Origin of the sequence: Pusillimonas minor (genome assembly GCF_014237865.1) — a bacterium.
Classification (GTDB): domain Bacteria; phylum Pseudomonadota; class Gammaproteobacteria; order Burkholderiales; family Burkholderiaceae_B; genus Neopusillimonas; species Neopusillimonas minor.
Genome location: NZ_JACJUU010000016.1, coordinates 1 through 26,036 on the forward strand (window position 1 = coordinate 1; position 26,036 = coordinate 26,036).

At 54.7% G+C, this 26,036-nt stretch carries 23 protein-coding genes, 1 pseudogene and 1 riboswitch; of the genes and pseudogenes, 8 read left to right on the plus strand and 16 right to left on the minus strand.

Annotation, left to right across the window (positions count from 1 at the left end; genetic code table 11):
- Positions 1–440: 440 nt before the first annotated feature.
- Entirely contained in the window at positions 441–965 is a 525-nt protein-coding gene (locus GTU67_RS13715) for a copper chaperone PCu(A)C (RefSeq protein WP_123661206.1), read from the minus strand.
- A 98-nt stretch (positions 966–1,063) separates the two neighbouring features.
- Positions 1,064–3,493, minus strand: a complete 2,430-nt coding sequence (locus tag GTU67_RS13720) for a heavy metal translocating P-type ATPase (protein WP_185780625.1) — start codon at positions 3,491–3,493, stop codon at positions 1,064–1,066.
- A 149-nt stretch (positions 3,494–3,642) separates the two neighbouring features.
- Between GTU67_RS13720 and cadR the strand changes: the two genes are divergently transcribed.
- The gene (gene cadR / locus GTU67_RS13725; RefSeq protein ID WP_221893383.1) at positions 3,643–4,053 is read left to right on the plus strand and encodes a Cd(II)/Pb(II)-responsive transcriptional regulator; all 411 of its coding nucleotides are present in this window, start codon (positions 3,643–3,645) and stop codon (positions 4,051–4,053) included.
- Between the two features lie 151 nt (positions 4,054–4,204).
- On the opposite strand, the gene GTU67_RS13730 is transcribed toward cadR, so the two are convergent.
- The 5 genes from GTU67_RS13730 to GTU67_RS13750 all read right to left on the minus strand — a co-directional run bounded on the left by GTU67_RS13730 (position 4,205) and on the right by GTU67_RS13750 (position 11,132).
- Positions 4,205–4,366 carry a c-type cytochrome gene (locus GTU67_RS13730; protein WP_185780626.1) on the minus strand — a complete coding sequence of 54 codons (162 nt, stop codon included), beginning with the start codon at positions 4,364–4,366 and terminating at the stop codon, positions 4,205–4,207.
- A 173-nt stretch (positions 4,367–4,539) separates the two neighbouring features.
- Positions 4,540–7,686, minus strand: coding sequence for a CusA/CzcA family heavy metal efflux RND transporter (locus tag GTU67_RS13735; RefSeq protein WP_185780627.1), 3,147 nt, complete (start codon positions 7,684–7,686; stop codon positions 4,540–4,542).
- 14 nt (positions 7,687–7,700) lie between these two features.
- Positions 7,701–8,978 (minus strand): efflux RND transporter periplasmic adaptor subunit, encoded by a 1,278-nt coding sequence (locus tag GTU67_RS13740; RefSeq protein WP_123661211.1) that lies wholly within the window; start codon positions 8,976–8,978, stop codon positions 7,701–7,703.
- A 2-nt stretch (positions 8,979–8,980) separates the two neighbouring features.
- Positions 8,981–10,240 carry a TolC family protein gene (locus tag GTU67_RS13745; protein ID WP_123661212.1) on the minus strand — a complete coding sequence of 420 codons (1,260 nt, stop codon included), beginning with the start codon at positions 10,238–10,240 and terminating at the stop codon, positions 8,981–8,983.
- Between the two features lie 682 nt (positions 10,241–10,922).
- The gene (locus GTU67_RS13750) at positions 10,923–11,132 is read right to left on the minus strand and encodes a hypothetical protein (protein ID WP_283245263.1); all 210 of its coding nucleotides are present in this window, start codon (positions 11,130–11,132) and stop codon (positions 10,923–10,925) included.
- Between the two features lie 138 nt (positions 11,133–11,270).
- On the opposite strand from GTU67_RS13750, the pseudogene GTU67_RS13755 reads away from it, so the two are divergent.
- From GTU67_RS13755 to GTU67_RS13765, 3 genes and pseudogenes are all read left to right on the plus strand, one after another.
- Positions 11,271–11,399 (plus strand): annotated as a pseudogene (locus tag GTU67_RS13755) (ArsB/NhaD family transporter); the annotation flags it as partial.
- Between the two features lie 152 nt (positions 11,400–11,551).
- On the plus strand, positions 11,552–13,885 hold the full coding sequence (locus GTU67_RS13760; RefSeq protein ID WP_221893384.1) for a heavy metal translocating P-type ATPase: 2,334 nt from the start codon (positions 11,552–11,554) through the stop codon (positions 13,883–13,885).
- Between the two features lie 104 nt (positions 13,886–13,989).
- Positions 13,990–14,436 (plus strand): DUF305 domain-containing protein, encoded by a 447-nt coding sequence (locus GTU67_RS13765; protein ID WP_185780629.1) that lies wholly within the window; start codon positions 13,990–13,992, stop codon positions 14,434–14,436.
- A 49-nt stretch (positions 14,437–14,485) separates the two neighbouring features.
- Here GTU67_RS13765 and GTU67_RS13770 read toward each other — a convergent pair whose 3' ends face one another.
- The 6 genes from GTU67_RS13770 to GTU67_RS15545 form a co-directional block, all read right to left on the minus strand.
- Complete coding sequence (locus tag GTU67_RS13770) at positions 14,486–14,692, minus strand: hypothetical protein (protein WP_108621357.1); 207 nt, start codon at positions 14,690–14,692, stop codon at positions 14,486–14,488.
- A gap of 152 nt (positions 14,693–14,844) precedes the next feature.
- A complete protein-coding gene (locus GTU67_RS15400) occupies positions 14,845–15,219 on the minus strand; it encodes a hypothetical protein (protein ID WP_249417725.1) in 375 nt (124 codons plus the stop codon).
- A 160-nt stretch (positions 15,220–15,379) separates the two neighbouring features.
- Positions 15,380–15,796, minus strand: coding sequence for a DUF411 domain-containing protein (locus GTU67_RS13780; RefSeq protein ID WP_108621359.1), 417 nt, complete (start codon positions 15,794–15,796; stop codon positions 15,380–15,382).
- Between the two features lie 70 nt (positions 15,797–15,866).
- Positions 15,867–16,343: a c-type cytochrome gene (locus GTU67_RS13785; RefSeq protein WP_185780630.1), complete on the minus strand. Its 477-nt coding sequence runs from the start codon at positions 16,341–16,343 to the stop codon at positions 15,867–15,869.
- A gap of 14 nt (positions 16,344–16,357) precedes the next feature.
- Complete coding sequence (locus GTU67_RS13790) at positions 16,358–16,867, minus strand: cupredoxin domain-containing protein (RefSeq protein ID WP_123661312.1); 510 nt, start codon at positions 16,865–16,867, stop codon at positions 16,358–16,360.
- Between the two features lie 349 nt (positions 16,868–17,216).
- Positions 17,217–18,368: a glycosyltransferase gene (locus GTU67_RS15545; protein WP_185780631.1), complete on the minus strand. Its 1,152-nt coding sequence runs from the start codon at positions 18,366–18,368 to the stop codon at positions 17,217–17,219.
- A gap of 947 nt (positions 18,369–19,315) precedes the next feature.
- Here GTU67_RS15545 and GTU67_RS13800 point away from each other — a divergent pair.
- Both GTU67_RS13800 and GTU67_RS13805 read left to right on the plus strand, forming a co-directional pair.
- Positions 19,316–20,419 carry a porin gene (locus GTU67_RS13800; RefSeq protein ID WP_185780632.1) on the plus strand — a complete coding sequence of 368 codons (1,104 nt, stop codon included), beginning with the start codon at positions 19,316–19,318 and terminating at the stop codon, positions 20,417–20,419.
- A 512-nt stretch (positions 20,420–20,931) separates the two neighbouring features.
- Positions 20,932–21,252, plus strand: coding sequence for a DUF4148 domain-containing protein (locus GTU67_RS13805; RefSeq protein ID WP_123661221.1), 321 nt, complete (start codon positions 20,932–20,934; stop codon positions 21,250–21,252).
- Between the two features lie 142 nt (positions 21,253–21,394).
- Here GTU67_RS13805 and GTU67_RS13810 read toward each other — a convergent pair whose 3' ends face one another.
- From GTU67_RS13810 to GTU67_RS13820, 3 genes are all read right to left on the minus strand, one after another.
- Positions 21,395–22,729: a heavy metal sensor histidine kinase gene (locus GTU67_RS13810; RefSeq protein WP_185780633.1), complete on the minus strand. Its 1,335-nt coding sequence runs from the start codon at positions 22,727–22,729 to the stop codon at positions 21,395–21,397.
- Positions 22,723–23,418 (minus strand): heavy metal response regulator transcription factor, encoded by a 696-nt coding sequence (locus GTU67_RS13815; RefSeq protein ID WP_123661223.1) that lies wholly within the window; start codon positions 23,416–23,418, stop codon positions 22,723–22,725. Before GTU67_RS13815 ends, GTU67_RS13810 begins: the two co-directional genes overlap by 7 nt.
- 302 nt (positions 23,419–23,720) lie before the next feature.
- Complete coding sequence (locus tag GTU67_RS13820; RefSeq protein ID WP_185780634.1) at positions 23,721–24,743, minus strand: glycosyltransferase family 2 protein; 1,023 nt, start codon at positions 24,741–24,743, stop codon at positions 23,721–23,723.
- Between the two features lie 327 nt (positions 24,744–25,070).
- Positions 25,071–25,198, plus strand: a riboswitch (yybP-ykoY riboswitch).
- Positions 25,199–25,249: 51 nt separating this feature from the next.
- Here GTU67_RS13820 and mntP point away from each other — a divergent pair.
- Complete coding sequence (gene mntP / locus GTU67_RS13825; RefSeq protein WP_123661225.1) at positions 25,250–25,813, plus strand: manganese efflux pump MntP; 564 nt, start codon at positions 25,250–25,252, stop codon at positions 25,811–25,813.
- Positions 25,814–25,858: 45 nt separating this feature from the next.
- The gene (locus GTU67_RS15710) at positions 25,859–26,011 is read left to right on the plus strand and encodes a metal-sensing transcriptional repressor (RefSeq protein ID WP_370318065.1); all 153 of its coding nucleotides are present in this window, start codon (positions 25,859–25,861) and stop codon (positions 26,009–26,011) included.
- Positions 26,012–26,036 lie beyond the last annotated feature (25 nt).

The following is a 26,036-nucleotide window of genomic DNA, read 5'->3' on the forward strand; positions in this document are numbered from 1 at the left end:
CGGGGGCTCTGCGAGGAACTCACTACACAAAGAGAATCGCTCATGAAAATACGTGTACATCTCAAAAAATACATGGACACGTATCTTGATGAGATTTAACCGAGACTTCTAGACGGTACAGAGCGGGCCTTTACGTTCGTCGGACATATCAAGGTCATCCCTACATTGCTGACTGCGAGCCACTATTAGATGCTGCGCGCATACGAGAGATAGCACTTCTCCCGTCTTCCAAGGCTAGAGGTGGGACATCAAGCAAGGGGCATGCCTATGCCGTCCGCTCTTCGCCCGAGAGTCTCCCCCCACAATCCGACCTCAGGCGTACACCTCCTTTACGAGGGCGCCTCCTTGGCAGCTGCTTCGCTTAAACGAAATGCGAAGCGGCCCATGATCCGGGCATCTCAACTGTCGGGCCAGCGCTGGATTTATCGCCAGGATAGGCACTACCTCGAGAGAGCGTTGGCAGGCTTAACTTCGCACCGCGCCTTCGCTGTTTCCCCTGATTGAAACTCAAAATCGGCTTCGACTTCGGTACCAACAGTAAGCGCTTGAGTAGGCTTTTCAAGCATCGCATGATAGCTGCCCGGCTTAAATTGCAGTTCGCCACCAGCAGGGATCGAAACAGCGTCAGCCACGGCCATCCTGATTTTCCCGTCCTGATCGATCGTTTGATGTAAGGACACCTGGTCGAAAGCGGCAATAGACATGGAGGCGAGCTTTGCTTCGCTATTGCCAGCGTTCTTTATCACAAAGTAGCCCGCAGAAGGAGTCGGCCTTGGCAACGACCGAATCCAGCAATCCGAAACCGTCAATGTTGTAGACAGTTCGGCGCTACCATCGGCGTCTTTGCTGACGTGTTGTGCGGTTTGCGCATGAGCTGCTACGGCTACGTGTGTATCGTGTGGGCCTGCAGCATAGACAATGGAACCCGTACACAGGACAATAGCGCCAACAATCACTCTTTTCATATGGTTACCTCAGAAAAACGAAAACTTTCATAAACGCTCGGATGTCATTCCTGTCCGGGCAGGATCAATATGAACCAAAACATCAGCTTCATGTTTGTTCACAGCACGCTTGCCGGTTGCATGCGCGGCTGATGGTGCTTTGTCGCCGCCGCTCCCTTGAAACGCAGCAGACGTAACGCATTAAGCGTGACAATTGCCGTCGCGCCCGTATCGGCCATGACGGCAACCCACAAACCGGTGACGCCCAGCACAGTGGTAATCAAGAATACGGCCTTCAAACCGAGCGCGAAAATCACGTTCTGATGGATATTTGCCATCGTTGCTCGTGAGAGAGCAACCAAGTGAGCCACGTCCGTGACGCGGCTTTTGAGCAGTGCCGCGTCGGCCGTTTCGATTGCCACATCGGTGCCACCGCCCATCGCGATGCCCACATCGGCCGTTGCCAGCGCTGGTGCATCGTTAATGCCATCACCCACCATAGCCACCTTGGCGCTGCGCTTCATTTCATCGATCAGGCGCAGCTTATCCTGGGGCAGCAGTTCCGCTTCCCATTCCATGCCCAAATGGCCTGCGATGGCTTGGGCGGTAAGGCGATTATCGCCTGTGAGCATGACTGAGCGCACACCCATCGCTTTGAGTTCGGCCACGCCTTCTTGTGCGTCCTGCCTTGGTTCGTCGCGTAGCGCCACCAGCCCAAGCGCTTCACGGGTCTGTTCGTCTAGCAGAACGGACACGGTTTTTCCGTCATGTTGCAGCGCTTCGATGCGTGCGCGTTGCCCTTGTGTAAGGGTCGCTGCTTGGGCGGCGTAAATCGGCGACCCAATGGCCAATTGGCGTCCAGCCACGCTTGCATGCACGGCTTTACCCGCGGTGGCGGAGCCGTGCGAAGCAGCGGGGATGACGCTGTTGGCGGCTTCGGCATGGCTCACAATGGCTTTGGCAAGCGGGTGATTCGAGCCAGATTCTACGCTTGCGGCGAGCGCCAAGATCTCGTCCTCGCGCCCTGGTGTAAAGGCAACCACGTCAGTGACGCGCGGCTTGCCTTCGGTCAGGGTGCCGGTCTTGTCGAACGCGATCGCACTCACCCGGCCGATGGTTTCCAAAGCATTGCCGCCCTTGATGAGTAGCCCGCGGCGCGTCCCGACGGCCAAGCCTGAAGCAATAGCCGCCGGCGTAGACAGCACGAGTGCGCAGGGGCAGGCGATCAGCAACAGCGCCAGACCACGATAAAGCCACGTTTCCCAGTCAGCCCCCATTGCCAGCGGCGGAACAAGCACGATCAGCGCCGCAATAGCCATCACGGCCGGCGTGTAATAACGGCTGAACTGCTCAATGAAACGGGCGGTGGGTGCCTTAGAGGCCTGTGCCTGTTCAACCAGATGGATAATGCGCGAAATCGTGTTGTCGGCCGTGGCCTTTTCCACTCGAATCTGGAGCACCCCATCGACGTTGATCGAACCCGCGAATACATTATCGCCTGCCGTCTTCGCAAGAGGTATGGACTCGCCTGTGATGGGCGACTCGTCAAGGCTGGACGTGCCTTGGATAATCACGCCATCGGCGGACACCCGGTCCCCAGGACGGACGAGCACACGGTCGTTCACGTCCAACGAGGCTGCGGGGACCTCGCGTTGCCCACCTTGTGGATCGATTAAAACCGCCGTTTTCGGAACCAGTGACGCCAAGGCCCTGATGCCTGCGCGGGCGTGGCCGGCAGCGACGCTCTCCAGCAACTCACCGACCGAGAACAAGAATACGACAGCCGCCGCTTCTTCGGCTTCACCGATGAAGAGGGCGCCAAGCGCGGCCACGGACATGAGTGTCTCGATCGAAAAGGGCGAGCCAGACTTGGCCAGCGCAAGCGCTTTGCGTGCAAAGGGAAAGACGCCGACAACCACGGCTGCACCAAACACCCAGGTCCCGTAATTCGGGAAAAACAGCGCGATAGCGTAGGCGGTGGCCATCAGAATGCCAAGGCCCACGACCTGCTTGCCCTTTCTAGTTTGCCACCAACGCAGCTGGGGTGCGGCGGCTTGATCGTCCGTGCCGATGCCTGGCGTAGCGCTTTGGTCGGTACTGGCAGATACGCCAAAGCCCAAGCTCTTAATGGTTTTTTTGATGTCACCAAGCTGGGTGGGCGATTCGGGCGCCAGCGTCAGTTCGAGCCTCTCTGTGGCGAAGTTCAGCCGGATATCAGAAACGCCGGGCATGCGTGCCAGCGCCGTTTCAATCTTGCCGACGCAACTTGCGCAGTCCATGCCCTGTACCTGCATGGAGAGGCCCGGAGGCATTTCTTGTGCGGGGATGGGAGCCACGCTTTTGGCGATCGGAGCATCGCTGCCACGCGGTGGGTAACCCGCCTGACACAAGGCCGATTCAAGCTGTGCCCTTGTCGCTGACGAGGTGACTTGCACGCTGCGCGTTGGCGGATCGGTGATGACTTCAGCGTTCGGGTCGACTGACTGAATGGCTTTGACGACATTGCCGGCGCAACCGCCGCATGTCATATCTTCAATATGAAACCGCATAAGAATTTCTCCTTTGAATGCAGGTATTAGAAAGCCTATAGTGGCTTCAGAGTCAAGCGCTTTGATTTCACCCCGCAACAGGCCAGATCTTGATTTTTTGACTGCAAAAGTCTATAGTAACTTTAGTGTTTCAAACAAAGGAGACCATCATGCCAATTAGAATCGGCGAGCTTGCCAAACGTACGGAGTCAACGGTGGAAACCATTCGGTATTACGAAAAGGAGGGTCTGCTGCCGGAGCCTTCTCGCAGCGATGGCAATTATCGTCTGTATGGCGAGCAGCATATTGAACGCCTGCAATTTATCCGGCACTGCCGTACGCTCGACATGGCGTTGGACGAAGTACGAACCTTGCTTCAGTACCGTGATACGCCTACGGAGGATTGCGCCGACGTGAATGACTTGCTTGATGAGCATATCCGCGCGGTGGAAGTGCGCGTCGACGAGTTAATGCAATTAAAAGAACATCTGGTGTTATTGCGCCAAAAATGTGCGGTCACTGCGCCTACCAATTCATGCGGGATTTTGCGCGCCCTTTCCGATCAATCTTGCCACGTTTAGAGGTGCAGGTCGATGATACAACTCGCAATTGGAATCGACTTTCAGTAACACAATAGTCAGGATGCCGCATTTCATCGTAGTGGCATTCGGACCGCTCGGTAAAAACAACCCGTAACCAAATTGCCGTCGAGCTTTCCCACACCCAGCACACTCATCGGCATGCCAGGCGTAGCTTAGTTCTGCCGTTGCGAAGTAACTTCCTTCTGTGGGGGTAATCTGCATTGGGCATGCGCTCACGCCAGTTCGGCTGCCCTTGCAGGGATTCATCATGGCACGCCGCGCAATTGTTTGCATAAATCACCCTACCCTGCATCACAAGGGTCTGATCTGCAGGATCGATGAATGCCTGACCAGATGGCCGCAGCGTGCTGTAGAGAATGACGGCGACACCTATTATGGCAACGCCGATCAGCCCAAAGGTTCACTTTTTCTGCGACATGTGTTTACTCAACTGGCCTTTATCTTGTCGGCCATCTTGGCCTCCAGTTATTGTTCCTCGCGTTCCCGCGCGGCGGCACGCCGATGGCTCAACTCGTACAGTATGGGTAGCACCAGCAAGGTCAGCAGAGTCGACGATATGATGCCGCCTATAACCACGGTGGCCAATGGCCGCTGTACCTCAGCGCCAGTCCCGGTATTCAGAGCCATAGGCACAAAGCCTAAAGAGGCCACTAAAGCGGTCATCAATACGGGCCTCAGCCGAGTCATCGCGCCTTCAAGAATGGCTGCGTTGAGCGATAACCCGCCCTCGCGCAAACTTCGGATGAAGGACAGCATCACCAGACCGTTGAGCACTGCCACCCCGGACAGGGCGATGAAGCCCACCGCTGCTGAAATAGACAACGGAATACCTCGCAGCCAAAGCGCCACGATGCCGCCGGTCAATGCAAAAGGAATGCCGGTAAATACCAGCAAGCCGTCCTTGATGTTGTTGAACATCATGAAAAGCAGGATGAACACAAGCAACAAGGCCACAGGCACCACGATTTGCAGCCGCGATGTGGCCGATTGAAGCTGCTCGAACGTTCCACCCCACTCCACCCAGTACCCAGCGGGCACCTGCACCTCACCCTGCATTCGTTCTTGCGCCTGAGCGACGAATGAGCCTATGTCGCGGCCCAGCACGTTAGACGTAACGACCACCCGACGCTTACCGTTCTCACGACTGAACTGATTCGGGCCGACGGTCGTCTCCAACGTGGCGATCGAGCCTAGCGGAATCTGGTTGACCACCTCGCCATCACGGGCTGGCAGCGCAATAGGCAGTTGTTTGATGGCGTCTATGTCGCCCCGTAGTGTTTCGGGCAGCCGCACTACAATCGAAAAGCGCCGGTCTCCTTGAAACAGCGTTCCCGCGTCGCGTCCTCCGACGGCTACCGCCACAGCATCCTGGACCTCTTGCATCGATAGACCAAAACGTGCCGCCTGGGCGCGGTCAATAGCAATGGTGAGTACCGGCAGCCCCGTCGTCTGCTCAACGTTGACAGCCGATGCGCCGGGCACTTGCCCCAGTACCTGCGCGATTTGCGCAGCCGTTGAGTTCAGCACCTCCATATCGTCACCAAAGACCTTGATTGCTATGTCTGATCGCACACCCGAAATCAGCTCGTTGAATCGCAGCTCAATCGGTTGGGAGAATTCGTAGTTGCTGCCGGGCAGTTGCGCCGCAGACTCTTGCACTTGACGTATCAGCTCGTCTCGGGACAAATCTGGATCGGGCCATTGGTCCTTCGGTTTAAGCATGACGTAAGCATCCGAGATATTGGGCGGCATTGCATCGGAAGCCACTTCAGCGGTGCCAGTACGGGCGAAAATGCGCTCAATTTGCGGAAACTCCTTGATCAACTTGCGTTCCAGCTGCTGCTGCATCTCTACGGACTGGGTCAGACTGGTGGCTGGCACCCTCAACGCTTGAATGGCGAAGTCGCCCTCGTTCAAGCTTGGAATAAATTCGCTTCCCATGCGTGCACCGATGAGGCCTGAGAGGATGATGGCAACAATTGCAACGGTCAGGACGACCGCTTTGTTGGCCAAGGCGGTATCCAGAGCGGGACGATAGGCCCTTTTTGCGGCACGAATGAAGATACTTTCTTTTTCTGTAACGCGCTTACCGATGAACAGTGCAACGGCAGCTGGCACGAACGTGACCGAAAGAATCATCGCTCCCAGTAGCGCCGTCACCACGGTAAAGGCCATCGGAGTGAACATCTTGCCTTCAACGCCCGTCAGGGCGAAGACGGGTAGATAGACAATCATGATGATGAGTTGTCCGAATATCAATGGACGGCGTACTTCTTTCGAAGCAGCAAATACCTCATGGAGTCGTTCCGAAAGCGTCAAAGACCGTCCGTGGTGAGCTTGTGCATGCGTCAGGCGCCTTATGCAGTTCTCCACAATCACCACGGCCCCATCGATGATGATGCCGAAATCAAGCGCGCCCAAGCTCATCAGGTTCGCGCTGACCTTGCCTGTCACCATGCCCGTAAAAGTAAATAGCATGGCTAAAGGAATGACCAGGGCTGTCAGCACGGCCGCTCGTATATTTCCTAAAAACAGGAAGAGCACCACGATGACAAGAATCGCGCCTTCAAGCAGGTTTTTCTGTACTGTGGCAATCGCTTTGTCTACAAGCACGGTGCGGTCGTAGACCGTTATTGCTTTGATGCCCTTGGGCAAACTGCGGTTCACTTCCTGCATTTTTTTGTCGACTGCATGTGAAACCGCTCGACTATTTTCACCCATCAGCATGAATGCCGTACCCAGCACGACTTCGCGACCGTTTTCGGTAGCCGCGCCGGTGCGCAGCTCTTTGCCTACACCCACCGTCGCGACATCCTGGATGCGAATCGGGGAGCCGTCCACGTTGGCGATGAAAATCTGGCCGATTTGCTCCACGGACTGCACCTGGCCGGGCACCCGAACGAGCGATTGTTCGCCACGCCGCTCGATATAGCCGGCCCCAAAATTGCTGTTATTCCGATCGACGGCGTCCAGCAGGTTTTGCAAGGTAAACCCGTAAGAACGCAGCTTGACCGGGTCGGGCGCGATCAAGTATTCCTTGGCGTATCCGCCAATGGTGTTGATTTCGGTGACGCCTGGCACATTACGCAACTGAGGCTTAATGATCCAGTCCTGGATTTCGCGCAAGTCTGTTGGCGTATAAGGCGTGCCGTCTGGTTTCAGCGCCCCTTCATCCGCCTCTACAGTCCAGAAATAGATTTCGCCTAACCCCGACGAAATAGGCCCGAGCTTCGGTGCAATGCCATCTGGAAGCTGGTCCTTGACTCCCTGCAGCCGTTCGCTCACCAACTGGCGCGCGAAATAGATGTCCGTACCTTCTTCAAAGATCACGGTGATCTGAGACAGCCCATAGCGAGACAGAGAACGGGTCTGCTCCAACTTCGGGATTCCCGCCATGACCGTTTCAAGCGGATAGGTGATGCGCTGCTCCACTTCTAGCGGCGAATACCCGGGTGCGGGCGTATTGATCTGTACTTGTACGTTGGTGATATCGGGCACAGCGTCGATGGGGAGGCGCTGGTAGTTATAGATACCCAGGGCGGCCATTCCAAGTACGGCCAGGATAATCAGCCAGCGTTGCTCGATTGAAAAGCGGATGATGCGTTCAAACACGGCGTCTCCCCTGCTCAGTGGCTGTGCGAGGCGCTAGCCTTGCCCAACTCGGATTTGATGACAAAGCTGTTTTTCACGGCGTAGGACGTACCCGCTTCCAACCCTTCGACAATTTCCACCGAGTTGGCATCGCGGCGGCCGGTCGTCACAGCTTGTGCAACAAACTCGTTATCGTGGCGCACAAATACCACTGACTCTTCCTCCAGGGTGTGGATCGCCTCAGGCTCTATCGCGACAGGCACTTGTGCCTCACCTGAGAGCACTTGGACATTCACGAACAGGCCGGGCCTCCACGCCCCATTGGGATTGGGCAAACTGATCCGAGCCGTAGCAGCCCGGCTTTGCTGGCCCAACAGCGAACCGACATACGAAACGGTGCCTTGAGCCTGTGAGTCAAAGGCGGTAGCCTGTACGATTGCTTTGCTGCCAACACGCACGGTGCCCAGTGCTTCAGCCGGCACAATCATGTCAGCCCATACCGTCGACAAATCTGAAATCTTGAAGATCGGCGCATCAGCACTGACCGTCTCCCCAAGGGCGATGTCTTTTTCTACGATCATTCCATCGAAAGGTGCTCGCACTTCGAGGCGGTTGAAGCGGCCAGGTTCACCGGCATCAGTCCCCAGAGCCTGGAGCTGCTCAAGGGCGTCGTCCACAGCAATCTGCGCTTCTTGCAGTTGCTGGCGAGCTTGCAGATAGTCCTGCTCGGCCGACACCTTCTCCTTCCATAACAGCCGTTCGCGCTCATAGGTGGTTCGCGCCAGCGTCAGGCGCTTTTGCGCGGCGCTCAACGTGCTGCGTCGCTCGGACAGCTCCGGGCTGGCTATCTCGGCGAGTACATCGCCTTCTTTGACCTCTTGCCCGAGGTTGGCTTTAACCGCCTGTATGACGCCGGCAAGGCGCGGAACGAGCTGCGCAGTGCGATCGGCGTTAAAGACGATTTCGCCCGGCAACTGGATGGTGCTTTGAATGGACGCCGGCCCAGCAGTCGCCAAGGTGATTCCGGCCGCCTCAATCTGCCCCTGCGTAAAGGTCACCTCGCGCCCATGCTGTTCTTCATCTGCATGCGTCTCGCCACCCTCATCCGCATGTTCAGCCTCCTTGCTGTCGTGCTGCTTTTCTGTATCTTCCGACGCATGCGCATGTTCCTCTTGCTCGGACCCACCCTCCTGCGTGTTGGTCCCGGCCAACAACAAGGTACTAAGTAAAACGCCAATGAGGACAATCAGGGCAATTAAGACGGTCTGCCGGCTGCGGTTGCCCAAACCTGGCTTATTTTGTGTGCTTTTCATAGTCAATCTGATCCCAGAATACGGTCTATTTGCGCGAGGGCTTGATATGCATCCGATAGTGCTGAAAGGTGGCGAACGCGCGCTTGAAATAACGTTCGCTGCGCATCCAACACTTCGGTAAACCCGAACTTGCCAGCTTCAAAACCTTTCTTGGCGCGTTCAAACGCCGTTTCGGCCTTAGGCAAAATGTCGGATGCAAGCCTTGCCGAGGTACTTTTGGCCATGTCGAACTGGCTGGCGCTCTGTTGTAACTGCGTCTGCAAACGAATCTTTAAAGCCCGGTAATCGTCTCGGCTCTTGTATGCCAGCATCGATGCTTCATAGACGTTGCCTTGATTTCGGTCGAAAAAGGGCAAGGGAATCGATACGCCCACCATCATCTGATTTCGATCTAGTTCGTTATTACGAATGACGCCGGCGCTTACCGTCAGATCCGGATATCGCTTGCTGCGTTCCACATCGATCTGAGCTCGAGATCGGTCCTGCTCAAGCCGTGCGGCCTGTATATAAGGAGAACGCTCCAGTGCAGCGGCCAAGTCGTCTAACCCGGGGCGTGCCGGCAAGACAGCGACCTCCCCTTGCGCTTGGGTGAATTGCGGTGACGGATTGCCCCACAACGCCGAAAGGGTGCGCCGCGCCAGTTCCAAGGAGCTGGCCGCCTGGGACTTTTCCAACTCGGCGTTTGCCAGTTCGACCTGCGCCCGATCAGCCTCAAGCGGCGGAACTTTTCCCGCCTCCACGCGCCGATCTGCAATGCGGTATGCATCGCCAGCAATCTCAACCGTTTTAGTTGACAGCGCTACTTGCTCTTGCGCGATCAAGACATCGAAAAATGCGGCCACCGTTTGTGATCGCACATCGGCTCGAGCCTGCAGCAGCTGCTGGCCCGCAATATCGCGGGTAAGCTCGGCCGAGGCAATGCGCGCATCGCGCTTGCCCCCAAGCTCGATAGGTAGACTGAGTTTGGTCGTTGTCGTACGCGAGGCCTTGCGGGATGTGTCCTCTACTTCGATGTCCAGTATCGGGTTTGGCCTGACGCCGGCCTGCAAGACGACGCCTTGCGACGAATCGGCCGCGTAACGGGCCGACGAAAGGGTGTAATTGGCATCCAGGGCCAGTGTCAAAGCCTGATTGAGTGTCAGCGACGTGGCTGGCTCAGTGGGCGGGGCAGTGGGCGCGGCGGAATATGAAGGCAGCGGCTGGGCCGAGGCGGCGCTCCAAAGGATCGCGGCGGCCGCAAATAGAACTAATGCACTGCGCATGGAATTGCTCCAAGATAGTCTTTAGAGATACTTGACTCTTGAGCAGCGCCGGGGGGTGCGGTCATAGTCGCCCAGGGGCGAACGCGACGGGAGCGATTCTGTTAAATCAGACGAAAGTGGTACCCGTCCTGCCGTTCCCAGCTACTGCAAGGATAGACGTCACGACGCGGTGAGTGCTGCGTCGCGCCGTTTCAGGCTGACGCGTTCCATTTAGGCCGCTCTGGCCGTTCGATGAAGATCTGTAACGCAAGCCGCGACTCTTGGACTCGAGGGGCTGCGTCAGATGAGAAGGAGATGCCTTGATGAGGGCCGGTGTCGACAATACCGAGAGCATGCAAACCACAAAAACGGTCTTCGTGATGAGCACTCGGTGTGGTGGAACTGTCTTGGTCGCCATCCTTTGCTTGAACCATTTGAGCTTCGGAGCAAGTAGGAGAACAGCTATCATGCTCTTGTGTCGCGTACACACTGACCACTCCCCAGGAAGCCTGGAGGGGCAGAAGCACCAGCAGAAAGATGAATATAAACTTTTTCATTCAAGCTGGATTATATCAAATTTAGCTGGTAATTCTCATGGCCGTAGGCCCATCCCGCATTCTGACGCTGATGCTGATGCTGATGCCCTCAGGCTATAGGTGGTTGAGAGTTTATTTAACTAAATACAAATCGATGCCAGTGTCGTTTAGCTGCCCGTCGTTTCGATTTCCTGCTCCATGGCGCGCTCGGCCAAGCGGGCGACCTCGGCGGCCAAGCGCGTCAGGATGCGCGCCGCTTCTTCGGTAAGGAGGCGGCTGTATGAGCGCTCACGTAGCGAACCGTACAGTAGAAGAATATGGGGCGGATGCGTTGCCCCAACCGACAAGGAAAGTTTGTCATGAGTGGGTCTGTCCAATAGGGTCTCGTCGACTATTGGCAAGGTCAAATCGGCGGGTGAAGAATAGCTGGTCATCGATGGTCTCAAACTAACAGAAAAAAACGGCTGAGCGGCGTTGGAAGGTGAGTATCGCTAACGCACGCGTTGACCCCGCTCATCCAGGTCCTGGCACGCAAGGGGATGACCATTACGTGGGGCTATTACTTCCGAGTGGGTATCGTGCTGACTTTGCCCGTATTGCTCATTACTCTCGCGGCGCTCACGCTGCGATTAGGTGTTACATGACAAAAATGTAATGCGCCAAGCCCCGAATTAACGTCTGGTCACGTGTCGGTATGTGGCATGATGGAATTTGACCCCAATTTCCCTGGCGCTAAAAGCATCTGGCCGTACACGGGCTGAACTTGCGCTCACACTCTTGGAAGGTTTTTATCGCCATGGCGCACAACAAGTCTGAACCTCACAACCACAACGTGACGCAGCCCGCCTCCAGCTTGCAACTCACCGATCCTGTGTGCGGTATGCCAGTGACGAAAGACTCCGTAAATCAGGTTCAGCATGAAGGCAAGCGTTTCTATTTTTGTAGCACCAAGTGCTCGGAAACGTTCAAGCGTGATCCCAAAAAATTCACCGGTCAGAAAAACAAGAACGAAGCAGCTTTCGAGCAGGTAGCTCCTGGCACAATTTATACCTGTCCGATGCACCCCGAGATTCGACAGGATCATCCGGGAAGCTGCCCAAAGTGCGGCATGGCGCTTGAGCCGCTCATGCCCAGCCTGGAGGACGATAATCCTGAGCTGAAAGACTTCTCTCGGCGATTCTGGTGGACACTGCCCCTTACGGTCATTGTCACCGTGCTGGCCATGTTCGGTCCGCAGCTTGGCTGGTTCAACATGAGCGCGCAAACGTGGATCGAACTCGTGTTGTCAATACCCGTGGTGCTATGGGCTGGGCAGCCCTTCTTCGTGCGCGGCTGGCAATCCGTTGTCAACCGCAGCCCCAACATGTGGACGCTCATCGGTCTTGGCACAGGCGCTGCGTTCGTCTATAGCGTCGTGGCGACAGTCGCACCGGGCGTTTTCCCCGAAACGTTCATATCCATGGGGCGTGTGGCTGTTTACTTTGAAGCCGCAGTGGTCATCATTTCCTTGACTCTGTTTGGCCAGATCCTGGAGCTGCGGGCGCGTTCGCAGACGTCAGCTGCCATCAAATCACTGCTGGGACTCGCACCCAAAACAGCCCGCCGGATCAACGCGGATGGATCAGAAGAGGATGTACCCCTGACGCACGTGCATGAAGGCGATCGCTTGCGTGTGCGCCCTGGGGAGAAAGTCCCCGTAGACGGCCTGGTGGAAGACGGCGCCAGTTCCCTAGATGAATCCATGCTCACAGGCGAACCGCTGCCAGTAAGCAAGCGCCCTGGCGACAAAGTGATCGGCGCAACGATGAACACGTCGGGCTCGCTAGTGATTAGAGCTGAAAAGGTCGGCTCAGCCACAGTGCTATCGCAGATCGTCCAGCTCGTCGCGCAAGCGCAGCGCTCCCGCGCACCGATGCAACGCATGGCAGATCAAGTGGCTGGTTATTTTGTGATGGCAGTCGTCGTCATCGCCATCATCACGTTTTTTGTTTGGGGTACTTTTGGGCCGCAACCGAGCTGGGTATATGGCTTGATTAACGCCGTAGCTGTACTGATCATCGCCTGCCCATGTGCCCTGGGCTTGGCCACGCCCATGTCCATTATGGTGGCAACCGGCCGTGGCGCCACCCAGGGCGTGCTGTTTCGCGATGCAGCAGCCATCGAGAACCTACGTAAAGTCGATGTCCTTATCGTCGATAAGACCGGCACCTTGACGGAAGGCCGCCCTGCGTTCGAGCAGGCCATTCCGGCAGGCGACACAGAGGCTGCCGAAGTGCTGCGTCTGGCGGCTAGCCTTGATCAGGGCAGTGAACATCCGCTAGCAGACGCCATTGTTAGCGCAGCGCGTGAGCAAGGCTTAAGCCTCAGTGCCGTCAACGAGTTCGAATCGGGTAGCGGTATTGGGGTGCGGGGCCAGGTCGACGGTAAGCACCTCGCCCTCGGCAACACCGCTCTCATGGACCAAGAAAACGTTAACGTTACGATCATGGCCAGTACCGCCGAATCGTTGCGCACCAAGGGTGCAAGCGTCATGTATTTGTCAACAGACGGTCAATTAATAGGCTTGCTGGCCGTCTCTGATCCAATCAAGAAAAGCACACCGGAAGCCGTGAAGGGTCTCAAGGCGGCTGGGATCCGCGTCATCATGGCAACCGGCGACGGCGTTTCGACGGCTAAAGCGGTGGCAGAGCAACTAGGAATTGACGAGGTTCACGGTGAGGTGAAGCCGGCCGACAAGCTCGATCTTGTCAGCAAACTTCAAGCAGAAGGCCGAGTTGTTGCGATGGCCGGCGACGGCATTAATGACGCACCTGCTCTAGCCAAAGCCGATGTCGGGATTGCGATGGGTACCGGAACCGACGTGGCGATGAACAGCGCGCAAGTCACGCTGGTCAAGGGAGACTTGCGCGGCATCTCGATTGCGCGCCACCTCTCGGACAAAACAATCGCCAATATGAAGCAGAATCTGGGCTTCGCATTTATTTACAACGCTCTTGGGGTGCCCTTGGCCGCTGGGGTCTTGTACCCGTTTGTCGGGCTGTTGCTTTCACCCATGTTCGCGGCATTGGCAATGAGTCTGAGTTCAGCATCGGTCGTTTTCAATGCCCTTAGGCTTCGAAAGTCTACCTGAAGTGCAACGCGTCGCGTGAGTCGGTGGCACTTGAACTTAGCAAGTAGCCAAAGCTGACGTATTTGGAGAAATAGCAAATCTTTACGTAAAACAGGAGATCAGCCATGCGCCAATACCTTCGGTTTGCCGCCATGATCGCTACTTCAACGATCGTGATGTTCGGCCTTATGTATCTAAATACGTATGAGCTGGCCGACGTCTTTTTCAGTGAAACGCGCGTGTATATGGCATTCATGATGGGCACCGCGATGGCAATCATCATGTTGGCCTTCATGCTCCATATGCACCGAAGTCGTCGCGTGAACAGTGCGATTTTTGTCGCCAGTGCGATAGTATTTGCGCTTGCTCTCTGGCTTGTGCGAAGTCAGTCAACCATTGAGGATGTTTCCTGGATGAAGGCGATGATTCCGCATCACTCCATCGCGATCTTGACCAGCGAACGGGCGACCCTCTCTGATCCTCGCGTTCGTGAACTGGCCGGTCAAATCATCGAGTCACAGCGCAGGGAAATCGAAGAAATGAAAGCGCTTATCAAGGATCTCGAGAAATAAATCCGCATCTGAGCCGCAAGTGAGCCTGAACGAAGTCACAGGAAAGGTTCTAAGCAACAATACTCATTGACTGCCTGGGTAACTGCACAGGGTTGAATGCCGGAAACTCTGCATCAGCCGACGATGCGCTGACCCAGGTCTCCAGCGTCGTGCTGGCCTCAAGCGCTCTGGCAATCGCATTGGCGACTGTGATCACCCACTGCTCATCAATGCAAAGCGAAGTACGCAGGGTGCCGAAGGTAAATGGCTTGCTCAAGCGATCGCTCCATCGTTTCCAAGGACGATGCGGGAGGCGGTCTTCGGTTAGCGCCGGCATTTGGTAGCCGACGCCCCATGAACGGCTCGCAGCGCATCCAAAGCCATCGAAATAGCTTTCTTGACAGCTCTTTGGTTCGAACTCAGATCTCGTTATTGAGGCGAGGATGGCACTTCAAGTTTATCGGCATACTTAATCATGATGTCACCCATGGCACGCATCATCTCGCCATGCATCTGCATCATCACTTTGCTATTGGCGCCGCTGGCGGCACCCATCATAGGGCAACTGCCCATCATCCCCATCATGCCGCCGCCCATCATGCCGTCGCCCATCATGCCGTGATCTTTCATCCTACCTGGCTTCATCTGGCCCATCTGGCTCGCGTCACCATTATGCATCATGCCTGGTTCAGCTTTCATGCCCGTGGATGTGCCATCGCCGCTGGGAGTCGCTGCTACTCCTGCACCGCTCACGCCCAACAAGAGCGCCGTAACGGGCGCAATAAATAGTGCTTTCATATTCATTTTGATCTCCTAAATTCAGAAAATTGACTTTTCACGAACCGGCTTGAACTTGTGGCGCAAGAGAGATGTAGGTGTGGAGGTGTAGTGTCTTCCAGCGTCAGAGCAGCAAATGCGTACCAATCGTGGCGTACCCGGCTATATCGTTGCTCGTCTGTAGATTTTAGTCCTTAGAAAATGGTTTACCGTTAAAGTCGACAGTAACTAAATTGCCGTCCAGCTCCCCCATGCCCGGCGCATTCAACGGCATGCCAGGCGCCGACACGCCCTTCACCGACGAGTCAGCGAGCAACTTGTTGACTGCATTGGCGGGCACATGCCCTTCTATGATCTGGCCGGTGGCGTTTACCACGCCTGTATGGCACGATCCAAGCTTTGGTGGCACACCGAGTTTTTGCTTGACTGAAGCCATGTCGGCTGTTTTGATCGCCGTAACATCAAAGCCAGCATCCCGCATATGCTCGACCCATCCGGTGCAGCAGCCGCAATTGGGGTCCTGATATACGGTAATGGCCGTGCCGGCAGCCTGTGCAAAGGATGACGCGACAGATAAGGCAGCCGCTGTTAGCCATAGTTTCATGAAACCTGCTCCAGCAAAAATGTAGATCTTGAATGATTCATAGTATAGATAAAGACCACAACCAAGCAGCTTAGTTCTGTCGTTGCAATGTGACGTCCTTCTGTGCCTCCAGGACCTTGGGCGGCCAGTTGCTCTTGATGTAAGCCAGTACCGCAATGATCTCTTGATCGCTGAGGATGGTCCGATACGCGGGCATGTCGCTAACGTAGCCTGGAGGCGCCGTCTTCCCAGGAACCAGGCCGTTTTTCACCATATCGAGCAACATCGCATCAGGATGATGCCAAGTATGGCCGGTTTTGTCGTGCGGCGGTGCGGGCAGCCTGCCATTGGGCATGCGGTCACGCCAGTTCGGCTGCCCTTGCAGGGACTCACCATGGCAAGCTGCGCAATTGTTCGCATAGATCGCCTTGCCCTGCATCACAAGGGATTGGTCCGCAGGGTCGATGAATGCCGGGCCAGATGGCCGAATCGTGCTGTAAAGGACGGCGGCGGCGCCGATTATGACGACGCCAACCATTCCAAAGACCAATTTTTTTCTCCGTGTCATTTGAATGCGCTAGATCAGCTGACTTTTACCTTGCCGACCATTCCAGCTTCCATGTGACCCGGAATCAGGCAAGCGAAATCGACAGTGCCCGCCTGGTCGAACTGCCACACCAAGCCGCCAATCTTACCCGGGCCCAATGTAATCATATTCGGTTCCGAATGCTGCATCCCCGGCATCTTCTGCATCTCGGCCGCATGGGCCTTCATATCGGCAATGGACCCGATCACCATTTCATGAGGGATTTTCCCCGTATTCTTGATAAAGAAACGAATGGTCTCGCCAGCGCGGACCTGGATGTCACCAGGCGTAAACCGCATGGTGTCGTCCATCGTCAGTTCAATCGTGCGCGTAACTTTAGCCGGATCGCCCGGCTGACCAGTTGGCGAAGGTGCATTCGACATGGTAGACATATCGTGACCGGGCATGCCATGCGCCGGTGCGCCATGCCCCCCGCCATGGTTGCCGGCAGCCAATGCGAGGGTCGGAAGGACACTTAAAGCCAAAATAGAAAGGGTCTTTTTCATCATGGGTATACTCCTAGAGTTTGTTTAAGTAGGCAGCCATTTCAAACCGCCCCAAGAAAAGGCAATATCGAAACCGAAAACCCAAACCATCCAAGAAACGGGCTTCCTGCTTCATCGCCCGAGTTAGTCACTTTAATGGCAACAGCATTGAGCAATCAATTGCACTTTAACGAAGTACAACTGCCGATCTACTGACGTGCAAATTACAATTTTGTAATATAGGCACGGCCGTTCTAACCGAGGGCTTATTTGAGTTACTACGAGCACCTCCATGGCGTCTGCCATCTCTGCCACAGGCAACTGTTCCATAACATATTTGTGCCATGCGCACGGTTTAGGCCGTCGGAGCTCAGTCAGGGCGTACAATCCATGTGCTGCTCTTGGGCGAAACTTTGCCACGTTGGTACACCTCCTGAGTAGACGAGACGAATGAACCAATCGAAAACTCCTGAACAGCCTTCTGACGCGCGCGCTGACCCATGGAAACTAGATCTGTAGGGCTTTCCAACACCTTCGTTAGAACGGAAGCTATCGCCTGCGGATCTCGGATTGGCACAATCCAGCCATCATGTCCATTTTCGACGTTCTCTGGTAAACCACCCGCATCACTTACGATTACAGGTATACCCATAGCCATCATTTCTCGGCATGCAAACGAAATAGTCTCTATCTCAGATGACACAACAAACCCGACGTCCAATGCTGCCAAGCATGAACGGACATCATCCAAAAGCCCGGTAAAAACCACACTATTGCGTAGGTTTAATGCCTCGACTCTGGCGCGCTGAGCATCTGATGGAAGAACGCCGGCAATCAAGATGACGATTTGGCTTCGTAGCACAGAAGGAAGAAGAGAGACGGCTTCAACCATATCCAGCCAATTCTTGTACGCCGCGGTTCCCGCATTGCTACCCACAACTAACCGCCCCGCCAAGTGAGTCGGAATCCAGCAGCGTTTCGCAGCCAATCGCTCCTCTCGCGAAGGGGGAACAAACCTGTCTAAGTCAACACCATTACGGATTACGTGCAGACGGCACCCGCTGAAGTATGAATCGACCAACTTTTTCCGCGAATGGTCGCAGACGCAAATGACATGATCCGTAGCAAGCTTTGCACGAGCTAGCGCTCCGACGCTTCGAGATAGGCGGTCACTATGTTGGGAATACACGAGCACTGGACGCCAAGTGCCAGATCCAATCAATGCGAACATACAGGCACGATGATCTGCCGCGCCGTTAACATGAATAATGTCAAATTGCTCACGCCGCAAGAATGCTCTCAGGCACCGAATGCCCAGCAGCGTTTTGAGCAATCCTCCTTTGAATTCGTGCTGCATAGTCCGAACGCCTGGCAGAACCGCAGCTGATTCGAAAAGGCGGCTCCCTCTGGGCGCCGCAATGACGATCTCGTGCTCACTGCCGAGCTCCCGCGCAAGCGAGAGAATGTAAGTAGTGTGTCCTCCGCCGTCACCTCGATGAAAGTTGGTATAGAGAATCTTCATAATGACAGCGGTGCGGTGAAACGAGATATCTTTTTCATATTCGAAATGGTCGCTATCGTTTAGAAATGGCTCAGGACAACACGAGATGTCTACTAGAGTTTGAAATGCTTCTGACCCGGGCTTTGGGATATCCACCTAGCCTTCTTTTGCAGCCACCTGTTTACTTCGACACCTTCGCGCATTCCCGTAGAACTGCAGACTCGTTGTTTATCAACGCCAGAAGACAACCTAAGCTTTGACCGAGCTACGGGTACTTAAGCGAAGCGGCAATCCAGCGTGCTGAGGAGATCAAAGCTTGTTTTCTTTGCGAAGCCACCGCTATGAGGATGGTGGGTTCTTCGCCTACAAGACGCGAATGATAAGCGTACAGACGTGACAAACGTCGAACTCGAGGATTACTTTTTTGCAATGCACATTAGAAGCGCGTCGACCCAGATAGGCAGCTTTGAAGACTGCGAACTTCCGATAGCGCAATAGCCTCCGCTCGCATGAGCATGGACCAATAGCGCCTCAGTTCGTATGCCTTCTTCGTAGGTTCAACGATGTGCAAACCACCCTGCTCTTTGAACGACATAGCAGAACAATCTACATGATCAAGCAAGACCAAAGGAAACGGCGCGGACCAATTTCAATGAACTATGTAGACCCGAACTCCAGCGTTATTTTTACTACCTGAATCTACGCTTGAAGTTGCTATCAACCGTCAACTCAGCTCTGAACGGCGACGTAATCGAGATGATCACGGCCACTGAATTTCAGCGAATTCCGTTCCCTGCCAACTATCATTACCGGAAGATGATTACGAGATTACATCTCCGTCAGGAAGCTCGAAATTCACTGCGCGTTAACGAAACACTGCTGTAATGCCGGCGACTTCCATTCGGAAGTTTGATCAGTTGACCCACAAAAGGTCTTGCAACTGATCAAGGCTAATTTCTGGAGTTTTCATGAAAAAGAGTTTGCTGGTAGCCGCCTTGTTATCCGGTTTTTCAGGTGCGGCGCAAGCCAATACATCCGTAACGCTATATGGTCTTTTGGATGGTGGTGTGGGCTATACAAAATTCAAAAGCGACACAGCCAGCGCATCCAAAACGGGTGGTTGGGATGGCGCTCAGTCGAGCAATCGCTGGGGCTTGCGGGGCAGCGAAGATCTGGGTGATGGCCTGAAGGCCATCTTCACGCTGGAAAACGGTTACAGCCTGATGAACGGTACCCAAGCCCAAGGCGGTCGTCTGTATGGCCGAGAAGCGGTGCTTGGTCTGAAATCCGATGCTTGGGGCACGATCACGCTGGGCCGCCAGGGCAACATCGCCTACCGCTGGCTGGCTGGTGTCGCCACGCCCTTCGGCAACAACTTCAATCAAGCTCGTACCGCCGGCACGTTCAGCGTGGCTGAGGTACGTTACGATAACCAGATTCAGTACCTGACTCCCAGCATTTCTGGCTTCCAGGCTGGTATCGGGTATTCGTTCAATGCGGATGGCGAGCAAGAGTTCAAGCAAGGGGACCATAACGAGCCGAATGTCCGCGCCGTGACTGCGGGTCTACGCTATTTGAATGGTCCCGTGGCTGCGGTTCTGACCTATGACCAGATAAACGACGCTAAGACCGCCACCGGCATCAAGGCCAAATCCTGGAACCTTGCAGGCAGTTATGACTTCGAGGTGGCCGAGGTACATCTGGGCTTCGGCATCACTGATGACGGCTGGTTCGGCACTCCTTCTCAACTGCGCGATTCGGAACTCGGTTTCGGCAGTATCCGCGCTTACAACAACGGCTTCCGTGCTAACTCTTACGGCGTAGGCCTAAGCGCCCCTGTCGGCGCGCGCGGTAAGCTGCTCGCCGGTTGGGGCATGGTCGACCCCCGCAACAGCGGTGCGGCCTACGCTGGCCGAGACCTCAAATCGCAGCACATTTTTGGTCTAGCCTACACCTATAAGCTCTCCGCGCGCACCAATCTTTATGCGCAAGGCGCCTATGGAAAAAATGTCGCCTTCGTTTCGGGTAACAAGACTCAGTCGATTGGCGTCGGCCTGCGTCACAGCTTCTAAGTTGGCATGATGTCCATCAGCGGTGCAGAAACTCCATGCACGCTGATGGGCGATTGTGCTTGCCTCGATAGCCGCTATGGTGTGCTGCTTTTCTTTCCGAAACGACGGCATGGCGGGGAAGAAGCCAGGCGTGATTGAAGTGGGGCTCAGACTGACCGAACGGTTTGGTAGGCTCCCAGCCGCTTTCCTAGTGGCGCTCACATCGACTGTTCCGACACTGCCCATCGGTGAGGTGAACCGCCCCGAGCGTAGTGGGAGACACCGTCAAGGCGAGACTTGCTGCAACAGCGTTCGAAAGGTTCAACTTACCCGAAGAATCGAGCATGATCAATCGTATACATCTAACGAAACCACTTAGACAAAGATCATGGTGCCTCAAGTTGGGTAACAAAAAAGTAATGCACGTGTTCGCAAACTGACCAGGCTGATTTCTTACAATTCAATCAGCGGCTTAACCTTCTTCACGCGCCATTGCACGGCCGCATGCGTTCGTAAATTTTAGGAGTAAACATATGACCAACTTGAAAAAGAACCTTTTCGCAGCAGTGCTGCTGGCGACATCGACGATGGCAGTCAGCGCACAGCCGCATACGTCCGCTGTCAGTGCAAGCGCGGCGGCGTCCTCAAGCATAGATAAGACGCGCGCGGAAGTGCGTGCAGATCTAGCATTGTGGAAGAAAGCGGGGCTCGATCAATTCCGGGTAGACTACGAGCCCTCCATTACCTTTAGCCGCGAATACAGATCTGCCTACGCTGAGTATGTTCGTATGCGTAATGGCCCAGAATATAACGCAGAGGTACAACGGGAGGTACAACGGCAATCGAAACGGTAATTCGATTTGACGAGGCTCTTCTCCATGAAGGAGTAGCAATAGTCACCGCGCATAGCTACACTTGTGCGCGGTATTCTTATCTAACACCTAGGCGGTCATTCCCATGTATGGCGCGGTTAATATCCGAACACGAATACCAAAACTAATGTAGTGGTCGAGCCACTGTAAACCCCATAGTAACCAATCGATCGACCGTCCTACAAAACGTTTTTCCGCCATGCATTCGAGCTATCGCGGCAACGATCGCTAACCCCAGACCAAAATGATCTTGATCACTAGACACCCGCTCTGCCGGTAACCTGACGAACCGCTCAAAGCACCTTACCAGGTGCTCTTGTGCGACAGGCGTGCCAAGATTACAAACTGCGATCCGCACTTCTTCGCCTGCTGATTCCACGACAATCAGCACGTCGCTGAACGCGTCGGCGTGCCGGATCGCATTTGATAGTAGATTCGACACGGCGCGTTGAAAAAGCGTACGGCTAATCATTGCTGAGGCGTCGCCCACAAGCAGTAATTTCACATCAGCCTCTTCGGCCTGAGCCTCGTGATAATCCATAACCTCCTGGATTGTAATGGCAATACTGTTGGTCTGTTCTGTCTTAATTCTCGTGCCGCCATCGGCCCGTGCGAGGAGCAATATGTCGCTTATGACTCTTTCCATTCTGTGTAGATCTTCTAGATTAGAAGCGAGCATTTCGTTAAGCGAGTGCTCATAGCGTTTCGAACTTAATGCCAGCTCGGTTTCACCAATCAGCGTTGCCAACGGCGTCCTTAGCTCATGGGCCAGATTGGCATTAAATTCCTCCATCTGAGCATAGGCACCTTCGATACGTTCAAGCAACGCGTTGAACTGGACCATCAACGGTAGAATTTCTGCCGGAGGGGCCTTCGTCTCCAGTCGCTCGCCAAGCCGTTCCGGAGACAGTTTCGCGACCTGGCGACTCAATACATCGATCGGAGTCAGCGCCCTGCGAACCAACCACGCGGCACCTAACGATGCGAGTACTGCGCCTAAAATTGCGCCGATAAACAGAGCCAGTGCCAAGCGCTTGAGAAAACGGACGTCGGAAGTGATGTCCATGCTCAGTTGCGCTTGGAGCGGTCCCGTCGATAGTCCATACTCGGGTAGCATAAACGTAAGCTGCCGAAACATGCTTTCCTTGGCGTTTAATGGTCTTTTGCCAAACGTCTGGGTCACACTGCTACTTTGCAGAACCAGCGAGAGCTCTGGATGGCCATGGAAGAAATCCAAGAGCTGATGTTGCAACGATTCGAAGCTATCTTTAGATACATTTTCCGTAGTTAAATGCAGAATCGCCCTCTGCTTTTCCGCCAAAAGCTCGGTCTGACGGGTCGCGAAATTCGAACTAATAACAAGATAGACAGCTGTACAGATCAGTCCTACACTTACCAAGGTCTGTATCGCGAGCCAGCGCGAAAGTCGGCCTCGAATTGAGTTTGAGCAACTCAACATTCGGCATCCCGAGCCTCAATTACATAGCCCATGCCGCGCACGGTGTGTATGAGTTTGTTCTCGAACGGGCCATCCACCTTTGCGCGTAATCGCCGCACGGCCGCTTCAACTACGTTAGTATTATTGTTGAAATTAATATCCCATACCTGTTCCGCTAAAGTCTGCCGAGACAAGACTTGGCCACGCTTTCGCATGAACAACTGGAGCAAAGCGAACTCCTTCACAGTCAAGTTGATCGGCTGCTCGTTCCGATAGACGCGTCGGCGCAGAAGATCCAACTCTAGATCAGCTACGCGAACGATATTCGTGTGGGAGTCAGTCAAGTTTGCAGGATCGTTCCTACGAACCAACGCGAAGATCCGAGCCATGAGCTCGGTCAGCGAGAAGGGCTTGGGAAGGTAATCGTCAGCGCCATCCTCCAGCCCTCTTACCCGGTCTTCAACCCGGTCTCTTGCGCTAAGCATGAGCACTGGCACACGACTCTGCTTGCGCAGCTCGCGTAATAGTTGAAATCCATCCATACCCGGCAACATTACATCCAGAAGGATAAGATCGTATGGGGTTTCCCGTGCGAAATATAGACCTTCCCTGCCATCGCCAGCCACATCAACCACATAGCCATGTTCCGTCAATGCTCGACGTAAGTAGTCCGCAAGCTTTCTTTCATCTTCGACCACAAGAACTTTCATTGCGGGTGTGATTCCTCCATGGGATAAGGGCTGAGCGCACAGTGGCGCGTGAGGCGACACCGCATCTGCTGTCGTAACTAGCAGCTCGTTCCTAACGCACGGTATTCTCGCAACTGTATACGTTACGTTATTCAGCCTGTCATTAGACGAACACAATCATTACAAATTCGTAATCTCGGCCGCATATGTAGTTTGGCGTGTGAACTGCCACTAACAATGGGATGGTCGCTACCATCACATTTTTGACATATTTAGGCCTCGTCGCAATGCGTCACCGTTCAAGTGGTCTATATGAGACTATTTTATGCATGTGAGCGCTCGGAACTGGCAGTCATTTGGTCCACTACTCTTCCTCGCTTCAGCACCTCATGCACCAAATACACGGGACGTTGCTTAGTTTCGTAATAAGTCTTGCCGATGTACTCGCCAAGCAGCCCAATTGACAGCAATTGGGCACCACCAAGAAATGTAATCATGGCAATGAGGGAAGGGTAACCTTGCACTGGGTCGCCGAAGACAAGCGTCTTGGCAACAATCCACAGGGCGAAAATAATGCCAAGAAATGCCGTCAGCAGGCCTCCAGCGACGACAAGGCGCAGCGGAGCGGTGGAGAAAGAAGTAATGCCCTGAAAGGCGAGGTTAAACAGGCTGGCGTAGTTCCATTTGGTAGTGCCCGCCACACGCGGCATCCGATCATACTCAATGACTGTCGTGGGCAAGCCTATCCAGGCAAACAAGCCTTTCATGTAGCGATTCCGCTCGTTCAACTGTTGCAGGGCATAGATAGCCTTGCGGCTTAACAAGCGAAAATCGCCGGTATCGGGTGGGATCTCCACATCGCTGACAGCATTGAGCACGCGGTAGAAGTGATGCGCGCTGCGGCGCTTGAACCAGGTTTCGCCTGCTCTTGAGCTGCGGCGCATACAAACGACGTCCGCGCCTTCGTTCCAGGCTTGCATCATTTTGGGGATTAATTCTGGAGGATCCTGCAAGTCGGCATCCATGATGACGACCGCGGCGCCGACGGCATGCGCTAGGCCCGCTGTCAGAGCCGCTTCCTTTCCAAAGTTTCTGCTTAGAAATACAGCCGTGACAGCCGAGTCATCATTGGCCAACCGTCTCATCACAGCGGGCGTACCGTCGCCACTACCATCGTCCACTAAGACCAGTTCATAAGTAACCCGTAGGCCGGTGAGCACAGCGGTCAACCGTTCGTACATAACCGTGATGACCTCCTGCTCGTTGTACAACGGAATCACTACCGACAACTCCGTCATGTCACCCTTATCTAACTCGGGGCTCATTATCTCGACCAACGCGCTCATGGAACACAACCCTTATGTAACGAATGACATTCATCACCGCAATTGCGGCGTTGATGTAGGAAACGAGCCTTGCATGGTTCTCGCCATATAGTTTCAATTCTAATTAAGCAAAACCGTCAGTTCAGTGACGGCTCAATTACTTTTTTGTAATCCATCTGGAACGTAAGCTTGCCGGTCCATTGGCAATGCCTTTGGAGTCTCGGATCGCCAACCCCATGATTCCCTATTCGAGCTGGAATTTACCGTTCTTACTCTAACGCTTTGCACACCACGGTTCAGTTCAAATCGTCCGGCATCCCTGGACTTTGCTGCCAAGTGATAGAATTAGCCGTCCTCTTTGGGGAGTAGCCTACTTTCGACTTGGCGCGAAAGAGTTGCGTCAACATTCTTGGCTCCAAAGCCATGGCGCAAGCGGCCGAAAGGCATGGTGAGACCATAGACTTTTCTAGTGCGCTGCCGAGCCGTACCGGAAAGTCCATGTGTCGCTCGGCTGGAACCACTCCCTCATGAATTTTGTTTCTATGATGATCCTGGCGTTGGCCATGTCTACCGACGCGTTTGCGGCCGCCGTGGGCAAAGGTACTGCCCTTCGCAATCCTCGCCTATCAGAAGCGCTAAGAACCGGAATTATTTTTGGTGTAATCGAGGCCATCACGCCGTTAGTCGGATGGGCTCTAGGTTCCATCGCAGCCGAGTTCGTTGCAGACTGGGATCACTGGATCGCTTTCACCCTCCTATCGATTTTGGGCGTGTTGATGATTCGCACCGGCCTTCGGGCTAAAGAAGCCGAATCCACTCCTGCGATCCGTCACTCGTTTTGGTTACTTGCCGCCACGGGGTTCGCCACCAGCATTGATGCGATGGCCGTGGGCGTCAGCCTGGCCTTTATCGATAACAATATCCTGATAACCGCTGCGGCCATTGGCTTGGCGTCGTTCGTAATGGTGACGCTCGGTGTCATGGTCGGCCGGTTGATCGGCAATGTGGCCGGCAAGTGGGCGGAGATTCTTGGCGGGTTGGCATTAATGGGCGTTGGTACGGTCATTCTGTATGAACACCTCACCATGTAAGAAGCAAATGAACTTGGGCGACGCTAAAGAGGGATACCCCAGCAGATTGCAGCGATCCGCGGCACGATACATGGCCTAATGATTAAGGTGCTGGAAGGCCAGATTCGGGAGCACATCGCTGCGGCGGGTTTGTCAGCGGCAGAACGCGAACAGGGGGTCAACCAGCTGGCTAAGGTGCTGCGATCCTACCTAAAGTAAAGCTCCAGGGTGACTTAACTGAGCG

Excerpts from the sequence above, each read along its gene's own strand:
- GTU67_RS13715 (WP_123661206.1), bottom strand. The coding sequence starts at position 965 with ATGAAAAGAGTGATTGTTGGCGCTATTGTCCTGTGTACGGGTTCCATT.
- GTU67_RS13720 (WP_185780625.1), bottom strand. The coding sequence starts at position 3,493 with ATGCGGTTTCATATTGAAGATATGACATGCGGCGGTTGCGCCGGCAAT.
- cadR (WP_221893383.1), top strand. The coding sequence starts at position 3,643 with ATGCCAATTAGAATCGGCGAGCTTGCCAAACGTACGGAGTCAACGGTG.
- GTU67_RS13730 (WP_185780626.1), bottom strand. The coding sequence starts at position 4,366 with ATGCAGGGTAGGGTGATTTATGCAAACAATTGCGCGGCGTGCCATGAT.
- GTU67_RS13740 (WP_123661211.1), bottom strand. The coding sequence starts at position 8,978 with ATGAAAAGCACACAAAATAAGCCAGGTTTGGGCAACCGCAGCCGGCAG.
- GTU67_RS13745 (WP_123661212.1), bottom strand. The coding sequence starts at position 10,240 with ATGCGCAGTGCATTAGTTCTATTTGCGGCCGCCGCGATCCTTTGGAGC.
- GTU67_RS13760 (WP_221893384.1), top strand. The coding sequence starts at position 11,552 with ATGGCGCACAACAAGTCTGAACCTCACAACCACAACGTGACGCAGCCC.
- GTU67_RS13765 (WP_185780629.1), top strand. The coding sequence starts at position 13,990 with ATGCGCCAATACCTTCGGTTTGCCGCCATGATCGCTACTTCAACGATC.
- GTU67_RS15400 (WP_249417725.1), bottom strand. The coding sequence starts at position 15,219 with ATGAATATGAAAGCACTATTTATTGCGCCCGTTACGGCGCTCTTGTTG.
- GTU67_RS13780 (WP_108621359.1), bottom strand. The coding sequence starts at position 15,796 with ATGAAACTATGGCTAACAGCGGCTGCCTTATCTGTCGCGTCATCCTTT.
- GTU67_RS13785 (WP_185780630.1), bottom strand. The coding sequence starts at position 16,343 with ATGACACGGAGAAAAAAATTGGTCTTTGGAATGGTTGGCGTCGTCATA.
- GTU67_RS13790 (WP_123661312.1), bottom strand. The coding sequence starts at position 16,867 with ATGAAAAAGACCCTTTCTATTTTGGCTTTAAGTGTCCTTCCGACCCTC.
- GTU67_RS15545 (WP_185780631.1), bottom strand. The coding sequence starts at position 18,368 with ATGAAGATTCTCTATACCAACTTTCATCGAGGTGACGGCGGAGGACAC.
- GTU67_RS13800 (WP_185780632.1), top strand. The coding sequence starts at position 19,316 with ATGAAAAAGAGTTTGCTGGTAGCCGCCTTGTTATCCGGTTTTTCAGGT.
- GTU67_RS13805 (WP_123661221.1), top strand. The coding sequence starts at position 20,932 with ATGACCAACTTGAAAAAGAACCTTTTCGCAGCAGTGCTGCTGGCGACA.
- GTU67_RS13810 (WP_185780633.1), bottom strand. The coding sequence starts at position 22,729 with ATGTTGAGTTGCTCAAACTCAATTCGAGGCCGACTTTCGCGCTGGCTC.
- GTU67_RS13815 (WP_123661223.1), bottom strand. The coding sequence starts at position 23,418 with ATGAAAGTTCTTGTGGTCGAAGATGAAAGAAAGCTTGCGGACTACTTA.
- GTU67_RS13820 (WP_185780634.1), bottom strand. The coding sequence starts at position 24,743 with ATGAGCGCGTTGGTCGAGATAATGAGCCCCGAGTTAGATAAGGGTGAC.
- mntP (WP_123661225.1), top strand. The coding sequence starts at position 25,250 with ATGAATTTTGTTTCTATGATGATCCTGGCGTTGGCCATGTCTACCGAC.